Origin of the sequence: Romboutsia sp. D33t1_170424_H2, from assembly GCF_015669105.1 — a bacterium.
GTDB lineage: Bacteria > Bacillota > Clostridia > Peptostreptococcales > Peptostreptococcaceae > Romboutsia_C > Romboutsia_C hominis.
The window spans coordinates 251,519-264,804 of record NZ_JADOZQ010000003.1; the positions used below are offsets into that span (position 1 = coordinate 251,519).

At 29.8% G+C, this 13,286-nt stretch carries 10 protein-coding genes; all 10 read right to left on the reverse strand.

What is annotated here, in order from left to right:
• Nucleotides 1-65: 65 nt before the first annotated feature.
• The gene (gene yihA / locus I4U66_RS05925; RefSeq protein WP_166504697.1) at nt 66-677 is read right to left on the reverse strand and encodes a ribosome biogenesis GTP-binding protein YihA/YsxC; all 612 of its coding nucleotides are present in this window, start codon (nt 675-677) and stop codon (nt 66-68) included.
• Nucleotides 677-3,025, reverse strand: coding sequence for an endopeptidase La (gene lon / locus I4U66_RS05930; RefSeq protein WP_166504696.1), 2,349 nt, complete (start codon nt 3,023-3,025; stop codon nt 677-679). The genes yihA and lon overlap by 1 nt, the downstream gene beginning before the upstream one ends.
• Before the next feature lie 462 nt (nt 3,026-3,487).
• Nucleotides 3,488-4,735 carry an ATP-dependent Clp protease ATP-binding subunit ClpX gene (gene clpX, locus I4U66_RS05935; RefSeq protein WP_092922371.1) on the reverse strand — a complete coding sequence of 416 codons (1,248 nt, stop codon included), beginning with the start codon at nt 4,733-4,735 and terminating at the stop codon, nt 3,488-3,490.
• 15 nt (nt 4,736-4,750) lie between these two features.
• Nucleotides 4,751-5,341 carry an ATP-dependent Clp endopeptidase proteolytic subunit ClpP gene (gene clpP / locus I4U66_RS05940; protein WP_092922368.1) on the reverse strand — a complete coding sequence of 197 codons (591 nt, stop codon included), beginning with the start codon at nt 5,339-5,341 and terminating at the stop codon, nt 4,751-4,753.
• Between the two features lie 79 nt (nt 5,342-5,420).
• Nucleotides 5,421-6,707, reverse strand: coding sequence for a trigger factor (tig, locus tag I4U66_RS05945; RefSeq protein WP_166504695.1), 1,287 nt, complete (start codon nt 6,705-6,707; stop codon nt 5,421-5,423).
• A gap of 144 nt (nt 6,708-6,851) precedes the next feature.
• A complete protein-coding gene (locus I4U66_RS05950; RefSeq protein ID WP_092922362.1) occupies nt 6,852-7,322 on the reverse strand; it encodes a metallophosphoesterase family protein in 471 nt (156 codons plus the stop codon).
• Complete coding sequence (gene rph / locus I4U66_RS05955; RefSeq protein WP_092922359.1) at nt 7,322-8,671, reverse strand: ribonuclease PH; 1,350 nt, start codon at nt 8,669-8,671, stop codon at nt 7,322-7,324. The genes I4U66_RS05950 and rph overlap by 1 nt, the downstream gene beginning before the upstream one ends.
• A gap of 127 nt (nt 8,672-8,798) precedes the next feature.
• Nucleotides 8,799-10,820, reverse strand: coding sequence for an NAD-dependent DNA ligase LigA (gene ligA, locus I4U66_RS05960; protein WP_195581457.1), 2,022 nt, complete (start codon nt 10,818-10,820; stop codon nt 8,799-8,801).
• 269 nt (nt 10,821-11,089) lie between these two features.
• Entirely contained in the window at nt 11,090-12,448 is a 1,359-nt protein-coding gene (rlmD, locus tag I4U66_RS05965) for a 23S rRNA (uracil(1939)-C(5))-methyltransferase RlmD (RefSeq protein ID WP_092922353.1), read from the reverse strand.
• A 75-nt stretch (nt 12,449-12,523) separates the two neighbouring features.
• Nucleotides 12,524-13,216 carry a hypothetical protein gene (locus I4U66_RS05970; RefSeq protein ID WP_092922350.1) on the reverse strand — a complete coding sequence of 231 codons (693 nt, stop codon included), beginning with the start codon at nt 13,214-13,216 and terminating at the stop codon, nt 12,524-12,526.
• Nucleotides 13,217-13,286 lie beyond the last annotated feature (70 nt).

Genomic DNA, 13,286 nt, shown 5'->3' on the forward strand with positions numbered 1-13,286 from the left:
AATTATTTTTCTATAAATAATATAAAAAAATAGACTATCTCAGTTTTGAGATAGTCTATTTCATACTAGTCAACAGTTATTTCATAACCAGCTTCATTGTATTGGCTTATTATTTCTTTCCATATTTCTTCTACTCCAGTTTTCTTAAGAGAAGATATAGGAAGTATCTTTTCATCTTTATCTAATTGTAATTTCTTTCTTATCATACTAAAATGCTTTTGGTATTTACCTTTAGCTATTTTATCTGCTTTAGTAGCTATTACTACGCATTTATATCCAAAGTGCTTTATCCATTCATACATCATAACGTCATCACTTGTAGGTTCATGTCTTATATCTACTAATAAGAATATTGCACATAATTCTTCTCTATCAGCTAGATATCTTTCCATTATAGTTCCCCATTTTTCTTTTTCAGATTTTGCAACCTTTGCATATCCGTAACCTGGAAGGTCAACAAAGAAAAATTCTTGGTTTATAAGATAGAAGTTTATTGTTCTAGTTTTACCAGGCGTCTGACTTGTTCTAGCAAAATTTCTTCTATTTAATAATGTGTTTACTGTTGATGATTTTCCAACGTTAGATCTACCAACTAAAGCTATTTCTGGTATACCTTCGTCTGGGTATTGAGCTCTGTTTACTGCACTCATTGTTATTTCTGCACTTCTAATTTTCATTACTTTTCACCATTCCTTACTAATGCCTGCTCTAATACTTGGTCCATATGGTCTACAAGTACAAATTCCATTTTTTCTTTTACATTTTCAGGTATTTCATCTAAATCAGCTTCACACTCTTTTGGAAGTAATACCTTTGTTATTCCAGATCTATGTGCAGCCAATAGTTTTTCTCTAACTCCACCTACAGCTAAAACTCTTCCTCTAAGAGTTATTTCTCCTGTCATAGCAACATCATTTCTTACTGGTATATTTGTTAATGCTGATAAAACAGCTAAAGCCATTGTTATACCTGCTGATGGACCATCTTTAGGTACTGCACCTTCTGGTAAATGTATGTGTATATCTTTATTTTGGTAAAAATCAGGATCTATATCAAATTTGTCAGCAATTGATCTTATATAAGATATACCTGTTCTAGCTGATTCTTTCATTACATCACCTAGTTTACCAGTTAATACTATTTGGCCTTTACCTTTTACAACATTTACTTCTACAGTTAGAGTTTCTCCTCCAACAGACGTCCATGCAAGACCTGTTACAACACCTACTTCTGGTTTAGTTCCTGCTAATTGATGTCTATATTTATTCTTACCTAAGTAATCATCTAGGTCAGATTTATTTATAACTATTTCTTCTAAAGATTTATCTTCTACATACTTTTTAGCTGCTTTTCTGCATATTTTACCTATAGTTCTTTCAAGGTTTCTTACCCCTGCTTCTCTAGTATAAGATCCTATTATCTCTCTCATAGTTTCTTCATTTATTTTAACAAAACCAGGTGCTAAACCATGTTCTTTTATTTGTTTAGGTAATAAATATTTATTAGCTATATTAAGCTTTTCCTCTTCTATATATCCAGATACCTCTATTATTTCCATTCTATCTAATAAAGGTCTTGGAATAGTTCCTAAGCTATTTGCAGTTGTAACAAATAATATTTTTGATAAATCAAAAGGAACTTCCATGTAGTGATCCACAAAATCTTTGTTTTGCTCTGGATCTAAAACTTCTAACATTGCAGCAGATGGATCTCCCTTATAATCTGCTGACATTTTATCTATCTCGTCTAGTAAGAATACTGGATTTTTAGTTTTGGCTTCTTTTATTCCATTTATTATTCTTCCTGGTATAGCTCCTACATAAGTTCTTCTATGACCTCTTATTTCAGCTTCATCTCTAACTCCACCTAAAGATATTCTAACGAATTTTCTTCCTAATGAGTTCGCTATCGATTTTGCTATAGATGTTTTACCAACACCTGGAGGTCCTACTAAACATATGATAGGTCCTTTTAGTGATTTTGATAATGTTCTTATAGCTAAATACTCAAGTATTCTTTCTTTTACTTTTTCTAATCCATAATGTTCATTATCTAATATTTCTTTAGCTTTTTCTATATCAAGCTTGTCTCTAGTTTCATTGTTCCAAGGTAATGAGAATATATTATCTAAATACCCTCTTAAAACTGATACATCTGGAGACATTGGTGATATTCTAGAAAACTTATCTATTTCTTTAGATATCTTTTCTTTTGTTTCTTTAGGAGCTTTTATTTTCTTAAGCTTTGCTCTATACTCGTCAGCTTCAGAATTTATGTCTTCTTCTTCTCCTAATTCTTTTTGTATAGCTTTTAATTGTTCTCTTAGGTAATATTCCTTTTGAACCTTATTCATTTGCTTTTTAACTCTTAGAGTTATTTTCTTTTCTATTTTAAGTATATCTATCTCTTCTAAAAGAGTTTTGTATATTAATTCTAATCTTTTCTTAATATCAAACTCTTCTAAAACTTCTTGCTTTTGTTCTGGTTTTAGATAGATATTAGCAGCTATAGTGTCTATAAAACGATCTACATTTTCTATTTCACCTAGAGATATTAATATTTCTGGTGATACTCTATTTCCTATGTTTATGTACTCTTCAAATGCATCAAACACATTTCTTACAAGTGCTTCTACCTCAATATCTTCTTCTGCATTTTCATCATCGTATGCTATTTCCTCTATTGTTGCTTTAAAATACCCTTCTTCATTGCTTACTTCTTTTATTTTACCTCTTGAAATTCCTTCTACTAATACACGTACTGTATCCCCAGGAAGTTTTATCATTTGTTTAACTTTACATATAGTTCCTACATGATAAAAATCATCTTCTGTTGGCTCATCAACTTCTGCTGCTTTCTGAGAAGTTAAGAATACTAACTCATCAGCTAACATAGCTTGGTCTAAAGCTTTTAAAGATATTTCTCTTCCTATGTCAAAGTTTAGTATCATATATGGGAATATCGCTAATCCCCTCAGTGGAATTAGCGGTAATTCATGTTCTATCTTCGTATAATTCTGTTCCACTAATATCACTCCTTAAAGTGCTAGATTTTATTGCTTTATATATTATATATTTACAATCCCTAATTTTCAACATTTATAGAAAAATTCACTTTTCTTAAAGAATGTATAAACAAATTTATTGATTTGATAAAATCTTTTATCATTTTTCTCTTATTTTATTATGTTGTAATATTGAATGTAATATACTAATGAATAAACTTTATATTTTCTATTTTAAGATAATATATATTTATAAATATACTCTTATATAATTTTTATGATAAACTTTAAATAGGTTTTATATGAATAGTTTATATGATATTTTAATAATAAACAAGTTTTGACTATTATATGTAATGATCCTCTTTTATCTAATTAATGATATTTTATACTTTTTAAAGTTTATTAATCTATTAATACCCATTAATTATAGTTATAAAATCCTTACATTTAAAAAGGAGCTTTTAAGGCTCCTCTTTTTTATTATGCACTTTCTTCTTGATCTTTTAATATAAATACTGGTTGTTCTCCTTTAGTTACACATTCCTTTGTAACTACAACTTTTTTAACGTCATCTCTTGATGGAACTTCAAACATGCTCTCCATCATGATTCCTTCAACTATACTTCTAAGACCTCTTGCACCTGTGTTTCTTTCTATAGCTTTATTAGCTATTGCACGAAGTGCGTCATCTTCGAATTCTAGTTCAACGTCATCTATTTCTAAAAGCTTTTTGTATTGTTTTACTAAAGCATTTTTAGGTTCTTTTAATATTTGAACTAAAGCATTTTCATCTAATAATTCTAGAGTTGCAACAACAGGAATCCTTCCTATAAACTCTGGTATTAAACCAAATTTAAGTAAATCTTCTGGAAGTACTTGGGCATATACCTTTCCTAAATCCATTTCTTTTTTACTTTCAATTTTAGCTCCAAATCCTAGAGTTTTTTCTTTACCACGGCCTTGTATTATTTTTTCAATACCATCAAAAGCTCCACCTAATATAAATAATATATTAGTTGTATCTATTTTTAAGAATTCTTGATGTGGATGCTTTCTACCACCTTGTGGTGGAACGTTAGCTGTTGTTCCTTCTAATATTTTTAAAAGAGCTTGTTGAACACCTTCTCCACTAACATCTCTAGTTATAGATGGATTTTCTGATTTTCTAGCTATCTTATCTATCTCATCTATATATATTATTCCTCTCTCAGCCTTTTCTACATCAAAGTCAGCCGCTTGGATAAGCTTTAGTAGTATGTTTTCTACGTCTTCTCCAACGTATCCAGCTTCTGTTAAAGATGTTGCATCAGCCATTGCAAAAGGAACATTTAGAGTTTTTGCTAGTGTTTGAGCTAATAATGTCTTCCCTGAACCTGTAGGCCCAAGTAAAAGTATATTACTCTTTTGTATTTCTACATCTTTATTGCTTGCCTTTTTACTGTATATTCTTTTATAATGATTATAAACTGCTACTGATAAAGCTTTTTTAGCTGTTTCTTGACCAATTACATAACCATTTAAGATATCCATCATCTCTTTTGGCTTAGGTAGAGATGTTGTATCCTCTTCAACAGTGTCTTCTATTTCTTCTTGGATTATTTCATCACAAAGTTCAACACACTCATCACATATATAAACACTTGGACCTGCAATTAACCTTCTTACTTGCTCTTGGTTTTTGCCGCAGAATGAACATTTTAACTGTCTTTTGTCTTCATTTTTTGACATATTAAGCACCTCTTCCTATCTACGGTCTTTTTGTGTGATTACTTCATCTATTAAACCATATTCCTTAGCTTCTTGTGCGCTCATGAAGTTATCACGTTCAGTATCCATTTGAATAGTTTCTAATGGCTGACCTGTTCTTTCAGATAATATTTTATTTAAAGTGTCTTTCATTTTTAATATTCTTTTTGCGTGTATTTCTATATCAGTTGCTTGCCCTCTAGTCCCACCTAATGGTTGATGTATCATTATCTCACTATTTGGTAATGCAAATCTCTTTCCTTTTTCTCCTGCTGCTAATAAGAATGCTCCCATAGACGCTGCCATACCTATACAGATAGTGCTTACATCTGGTTTGATATATTGCATTGTATCATATATTGCCATTCCAGCAGTTATACTTCCACCTGGTGAATTTATATATAAATGTATATCTTTATCTGGGTCATCTGCTTCTAGGAAAAGTAATTGTGCCACTACAAGACCTGCTGTAGCATCATTTACTTCGTCTCCTAAGAATATTATTCTATCTTTTAGTAATCTAGAATATATATCGTAAGATCTTTCTCCTCTTCCTGTTTGTTCAACAACTACAGGTACTAATGCCATAGATCATACCCCCTCTATATGTTTATATTTATTTTGTTTATATATAATTTACAGTAGCCTAAAAGGCTACTGTAAAAAATTAAGCTATTACTGCATTATCAACTAATAAATCTATAGTTTTTCTTATCTTTATTTGACCTTTTATATCTTCTATATCAGTTTCTCTTAAAGATGCTTTTATTTTATCAGATTCCATGTTGTACATTTTAGCCATTTTTTCTAATTCTTCGTTCATTTCTTCTTCTGAAACTTCTATAGCTTCAGCTTTAGCTATTGCTTCTAATACTAATGAAGATTTTACTAATCTAGCAGCATCTTCTCTTCTTTCTTCTCTTAACTCTTCTATGCTTCTTCCAGTCATTTGTAATAACTGTTGTAAGTTTAATCCTTGGTATTGTAATTGCATGTTAAGTTCCATTAACATATTGTCTATTTGATGTTGTATCATAGCTTCTGGTATTTCTACTTCTGTATTTGCAGAAACTTTTTCAACTATAGCATTTCTCATTTCAGCTTCAGCTGAAGCTTTTGCGTTTTCTTCTAACTTAGCTCTTAAGTCAGATTTTAATTCAGCTAATGTATCAAACTCACTTGAATCTTTAGCAAATTCATCATCTAATTCTGGTAATTCTTTTACCTTAACATCATTTACTTTAACTTTGAATACTGCAGGCTTTCCAGCTAAGTTTTCAGCATGGTATTCTGCTGGGAACTCAACGTTTACTTCTACTTCTTCTCCAGCTTTCTTTCCTACTAATTGATCTTCAAATCCTGGTATGAAAGTGTTTGATCCTATAACTAAGCTATAGTTTTCACCTTTTCCACCTTCAAATGCTACACCATCAACGAATCCTTCGAAGTCTATTATAGCTGTGAATCCTTTTTCTAATGCTTTATCTTCTGCACTTACTAATCTAGCGTGCTTGTTTTGCATTTCTTGTAGGCTTACTTCAACTTCTGCTTCAGTTACATTATTATCAACTTTAGCTATTTCTATACCTTTGTAAGCTCCTAATTCAAACTCTGGTTTAACCTCAACAGTAACAACCATAACTAATCCGTTGTCTTTGCTTATTTCTTCTACATCTAAGTCTGGTCTATCTATTGGATCTATATCTAATTCTTTTATAGCTTCTGGATAAACTTCAGGGAATAATAATTCTATAGCATCGTTGTAGAATACCCCTTTACCGTATTGAGATTCTATTACAACTCTTGGAGCTTTACCTTTTCTGAATCCTGGTATATTGAACTTTCCTTTATTTTTATTGTATGCTTTTGTTACTGCTGCTTCAAATTTATCATTTTCTACAGTTATTTTTAAAGATACTTTAGTACCTTCTTTTTTTAATAATTCTGCTTTCATTAACTTAATCCTCCTAGTTATTGTTATGTAATTAATTTATATTGATTTTAATTTACAATATTATAGTTTAACTCTTTAATTATATCACATAAGTTTTTTTATTTACAAGTATTCACTTAGTTTATAAAACTTTTGAATACTTGTTTATATCTTAATTTCTGTCATATTTATTTTTCCATTATCTATATCTAATATTACAAAACTTTTATATGCGACTCCCCTTGGAAAAGATACACTTCCAGGATTAATATATAAAATTTCACCTTTTTCTTTACATAAAGGTGTATGAGTATGACCAAATACAACTATATCTGCATTTACAGACTTTGCTTTTATTTCTAGTTCATCTAATCCATACTTTACCCCATACTTATCCCCATGACACAAGAATATAGTTTTATCCTCTATATCAAATACCAATTCATCTTCTACATTTTCAAAATCACAATTTCCTTTTACAGCCATAATAGGAACATTAGTCATATTGTGTATATACTTAGAATCAGAAAAATTATCTCCTGCATGAATTAGTAAATCACAATCTTTTAAGTAGGGTATAGCTTTATCTATAAACTTAGTTATCATGTGTGTATCACTTACTATACCTATTTTCATTATCTCACTACCCTTTTAGAAAACTCACTTTTCATTAATTTTAATGCATTAGCTCTATGGCTTATACTATTTTTTACAGAACTTGGCATTTCTGCAAATGTTTTATTATATCCACTTACTATAAATAATGGGTCATATCCAAATCCATTTTTACCTTTTTCTTCAAATCCTATAGCCCCTTCACAAGTTCCTCTAACTACAAACTCTTTTCCATCTGGGAATACTACAGCTATAGCTGATACAAATCTTGCAGTTCTTTGACTTGCAGCCACATTATTTAAAGATTTCATTAACTTTTGTCTATTTTCTTCATCAGTTGCATTTTCTCCTGCAAATCTAGCAGAATAAATTCCTGGTTTTTTCCCTATAGCATCTACCTCTAATCCTGAATCATCAGCTATTGTTATCATATTTGTTTTCTTTGCTATAGTTCTTGCCTTTATAAGTGCATTATGTTCAAATGTTTTTCCATCTTCAACTATTTCTATTCCCGCTAAATCTACATCTTTTAATGAATATACATTGTATTCAAAGTCTTCTAGTATAGCACCTATTTCTTCTAATTTATGAGCATTATTTGTTGCTATAACAACTTCATTTCCATACTCCATACCTAATATTTCATCTGCTATTTCACCTAAAGCAGCTCTTTGCGCTTTTATTAATTCTTTATTTCCTTTTTCACCAAGTTCTAATAATTTATTTAAATCATTTCTTGAGAAAGGTCTTTCTTCTCCAGTTCCCTGAACTTCAACAAATTCACCTTTATCAGTCATTATTACATTCATATCTACATGTGCATTTGAGTCCTCTTCATAACATAAGTCAAGCATATGTTCTTGGCCAACTATACCAACACTTATTGCAGATACAAAGTTTGTTATTGGCATTTCTTTTATTGCTTTTGATTTATGTAATTTATTTAAAGCATCTACAACCGCTACAAATGCCCCTGTTATTGATGCTGTTCTAGTTCCACCATCAGCTTGAATAACATCACAGTCTACCCATATAGTTCTTTCGCCTATTTTAGATAAATCTACAACAGATCTTATAGTTCTTCCTATTAGTCTTTGTATTTCTTGAGTTCTCCCGTCTAGCTTTCCTCTTGATGCTTCTCTTATTTTTCTTTGATGAGTAGATCTTGGTAACATAGAATACTCAGCATTTATCCATCCTGTGCCAGTGTGTCTTAAAAATGGTGGTACTTTATCTTCTATTGAAGCTGTACATATTACTTTTGTTTCTCCCATTTCTATAAGCACAGAACCTTCTGCATATTTAGTATAATTTCTAGTTATTTTTATATCTCTTATTTCATCATTTTTTCTATTATTAATTCTCGCCATATAAATACCTCTCTTAACCTTGTATGCTTAGCTTTTATATATACTAATAATATTAGCATATATTGTTAATAGCTTTCTACATTCGTAATATTGTAGATGAAATATTCTTTCTACAATAGTTTATTTATTACTTTAATTCATTTTCTACTTCTTCTTTAGACTGTAAGCCTGTTAGTTGTATAAATTTATCTTCATCAATTACTTTTACACCCAAATCATTGGCTTTAGTTAATTTTGAACCTGCTTCTTCTCCAGCTAATACAAATGTTGTAGACTTACTTACACTTGAAGTAGCCTTTCCTCCCCTAGACTCTATCATCTCTTTTGCGTCATTTCTTTTAAGAGTTGGCAATGTCCCTGTAAGTACAATTTTCATCCCCTCAAATATTTTAGCAATATCAGAACTTTCATCTTGTATTGACTTTGTATTTACACCACAGCTCTTTAATTTTTCTATTAATTTTATATTCTTTTCTTCTTGGAAGAATTTCACAACACTATTTGCCATTATTCCCCCAAACTCTTCTAAGTTAACTAACTCTTCATTTGATGCAGACATTATTAAATCTAAATCCTTAAAGTTGTTAGCTAGTATTTTAGCTCCCTTAGTTCCAACAAATTTTATTCCTAATCCATTTATAAGCCTCCATAAATCATTTGATTTAGACTTTTCAATTGAGTTTAATAAGTTATTTGCTGATTTTTCTCCCATTCTATCTAGTTTTACAACTTCATCTTTATTTAATGTATATAAATCAGCTATATCTTTAATTAACCCTTTATCTAGTAAAAGTGTTATTATAGATTCTCCCAATCCATCAATATTCATAGCATCTCTAGATACAAAGTGAATTATCCCTCTTCTAATTTGAGCTGGACAAGATATATTAATACACTTAACAGCAGACTCCCCTTCTAATCTTACTGTTGGTTCAGAACATACAGGACATTTTTTCGGCATTTCAAAATCTATTTCATCTCCAGTACGCTCTTCTTTTATAACTTCTACAACTTGAGGAATTATATCACCAGCCTTTTGAACCAATACTGTATCATTTATTTTTATGTCTTTTTCTCTTATATAATCTTCATTATGAAGTGTAGCTCTGCTTACACTAGTTCCTGCTAGTCTTACAGGTTCTAATACTGCTGTAGGGGTTATTGTTCCAGTTCTACCTACTTCGACTATTATATCTAATATTTTGGTTTTCTTTTGTTCTGCTGGGAATTTATATGCTATTGCCCATCTTGGGCTTTTAGCAGTATACCCCATAGTTTCTCTTTGAGCTAAATTATTTACTTTTATAACCATACCATCTATTTCAAATCCTAGCTCACCCCTATTATCTGTCCAATATTTTATATGATCAATTACATCTTGTATATTATTATATACTTTATAATTTGGACTTACCTTAAATCCTAACTCTTTAAGATAATCTAAGGCTTCGCTGTGATTCTTAAAATCTGTGTTTTGTACATACTCTAAATTAAATATAAATATATCTAAAGGTCTTTTTGCTGTTAGCTTAGGATCTAATTGTCTTAATGAGCCTGCAGCTAAGTTTCTAGGATTAGCAAATAATTGTAATCCTTGTTTTTCTTGTTGTTCATTAACCTTTTTAAAATCATCTTTAGATATAAATACTTCGCCTCTTACACCAACTTCTTCTTGGTCTTTTATTCTTAAAGGTATACTTTTTACTGTTTTAAGATTTTGAGAAATATCTTCTCCTACAATACCATCTCCCCTAGTTGCTCCCTTTTCAAATAATCCATTATTGTATGTAAGTCCTACAGATAAACCATCTATCTTAAACTCTACAACATATTCTACTTCACCCTCTACCATGTCTCTTACTCTTTTGTCAAAATCTCTTAAGTCTTGTGCAGAGTATGCATTTGCTAAGCTTAACATTGGTATTTTATGAACTACTTGTTCAAACTTATCTAATGGTTTTCCTCCAACCCTACTTGATGGAGAATCTACTCTTTTTAACTTAGGATTTTCTTCTTCTAACTTTATTAGCTCCTTCATTAGATTATCATATTCATAATCAGATATTTCAGGAGTATCTTCATTATAGTATTTATCATTGTGATAATTTATTAAATCTATTAATTCACTTATTCTATTCTCTACATTCACTATTATCACCTCTTATGTAAAATCTTATTTTTTATTATTGCCATTTTATAACTTTAATATATTTTAGTATATCACTATAACCTTATCATTTGTTTAATTATTTCATATTATAATTTCTCTATAATAAAAAAATAAAAGTCCTTCAATTGCTTGAAGGACCAATCTATTTAAAAATAAATGTATATATGACTGCGATGATAAGTTCTGAGGTGCTATATACATTTATTTAATACTATTCTAACCAAATTCCACTATATTTATTTGCATTTTTATTTCTTTTCTAATTTTGCTACACATTCTACGTGCATAGTATGAGGGAACATATCTACTGGTTGTATTTCAGTACATCTATACCCTCTTTCATCTAGGTAATTTAGGTCTCTTGCTAATGTAGATGGATTACAAGATACATATACCACTCTATCCGGTTGCATTGATATTATTGTATCTAATACTTTCTCATCACATCCTTTTCTAGGAGGGTCTACTACAACTACATTAGCTGTTTTTCCTTCGCTATACATCTTAGGAACAACTTCTTCAGCCTTACCTACATAGAATTCAACATTGTCTAATTTATTTATCTGAGCATTTATTTTAGCATCTTTTATAGCATCTTCCACTATTTCTATTCCATAAACCTTTTTTGCCTTTTGAGCTAAGAATAATGATATAGTCCCTATTCCACAGTATATATCAAATACAGTATCATTTTCTTTTAAATCAGCATATTCTAAAGCTTTATTGTATAAAACCTCTGTTTGAACTGGATTTACTTGGAAGAATGATAATGGAGATATTTCAAATACTAAATTTCCTATATAATCATTTATTTTTCCATTTCCATATATAACTCTATTTTCTTTTCCTAATATAACATTAGTTTTTTCTCTATTTACATTAACCACTAAAGTTTTAAATCCTGGTATATTTTCTTCTAGTACTGATGCTAACTCCTTTAAATATGGCAACTTTTTGCCATTAGCTACTAATACAACCATTACTTCATTAGTCGTAAATCCTATTTTAGTTACTAAATGTCTTAATACTCCAGTGTGTGTTTTTTCATCATAAACACTTACATTATATGCATTTATATAAGTCTTTATTATTTTCACTATTTTATCATTTATGTCATGTTGTATTATACACTTGTCCATTGGAATTATATCATGGCTTTTTTTCTTATAAAAACCTATTACTGGATTATTTCCACTCTTTTGTATAGGAAATTGTGCTTTGTTTCTATACCTAAAAGGATTTTCCATTCCTATAGTATTGTGTATTTCTACGTTATCTAATTTTCCGATTCTCGTTATAACTTGTTTTACTTCATTTGTTTTTATATCTAATTGCTTTTGATATTCTAATTCTTGTACCTGACATCCACCGCAATCTTTAAGTGAATCACTACATTTTCTATCAACTCTAAATGGTGATTTTTCTATTATTTCAACTATATCTCCAACTGCATAGTTTTTCTTAGATTTGTTTATTTTAACTTTTACCTTGTCTTCTACTAATCCGCCCTCTACGAAGACTGTAAATCCATCATGTTTTCCTATTCCTACTCCACCTTGACCTATATCAACTATATCTACAATATATTCTTTATTTTTTGTCAACATCAAAGTATCCTCCGTCCGTATATTTTAAAGCTACAAGAATTTATTTTACCAAAAAAATAGAGCCTTATAAAGCCCTTATATAAATAAATCTCTACTTTTATAGCCCCTATACATTTGTAAGCAAGCAAATAATAATAATATAAAACCAAATATAGGGCCTATATATACTAATTTTTCTGCTAAACGTTCTGCTACCCCACTATCTACAATAGCCTTAACTGCGCCTGTGTAGTCTGCCTTGGCATTAATTCCATATCTTATCCATGTAAAAGAAGTCATTATAGCTACAGGTACAACACTCATAGTCATATAAAATCCCGTCATGGTTCTTTGTTTAACACCTTTTAGACCCATGTATATAGGTAAGAAAAATATCACTGGCAATATAAATCCATAAAACTGTGGAGATAGTGCTAAAAACAATATGGAACTAAATAAAAAACTCGTAATATACTTTCTTAAGTAACTTGTCTTTCCCTCAAAGTCACATAAAGATGCTTTTAAATATCTTATGTAAACTTCTATACTTCCTTCTATTTTGTTTTCATCTTTAGATCCTTTAATTTCTTTTAAAAGCTCTGTTCCTTTTGAATTTAGTTGCTGATACTGCTTTTTAAAATTTTCATTTATTTCTATGTCCTCATACTTTGTATATAATGTTTTAAGCTGTTTTATGTATTTTTCCTTTTTATTATCCTTTATCCTCTTAGATTTCTCAACCTCTATTCTTATTTGATTTATAGTTGTCATAACTAATTTTCCGCCCATTAAAATCCCCCCTTAAATATATATTAATATACTTAATCTATTTTTACCTTATTATATATGTGTTTTATTC

Coding starts and splice junctions, on each gene's coding strand:
- yihA (WP_166504697.1), bottom strand. CDS start 677: ATGAAAATTAGAAGTGCAGAAATAACAATGAGTGCAGTAAACAGAGCT.
- clpX (WP_092922371.1), bottom strand. CDS start 4,735: ATGTCAAAAAATGAAGACAAAAGACAGTTAAAATGTTCATTCTGCGGC.
- clpP (WP_092922368.1), bottom strand. CDS start 5,341: ATGGCATTAGTACCTGTAGTTGTTGAACAAACAGGAAGAGGAGAAAGA.
- tig (WP_166504695.1), bottom strand. CDS start 6,707: ATGAAAGCAGAATTATTAAAAAAAGAAGGTACTAAAGTATCTTTAAAA.
- I4U66_RS05950 (WP_092922362.1), bottom strand. CDS start 7,322: ATGAAAATAGGTATAGTAAGTGATACACACATGATAACTAAGTTTATA.
- rph (WP_092922359.1), bottom strand. CDS start 8,671: ATGGCGAGAATTAATAATAGAAAAAATGATGAAATAAGAGATATAAAA.
- rlmD (WP_092922353.1), bottom strand. CDS start 12,448: ATGTTGACAAAAAATAAAGAATATATTGTAGATATAGTTGATATAGGT.
- I4U66_RS05970 (WP_092922350.1), bottom strand. CDS start 13,216: ATGGGCGGAAAATTAGTTATGACAACTATAAATCAAATAAGAATAGAG.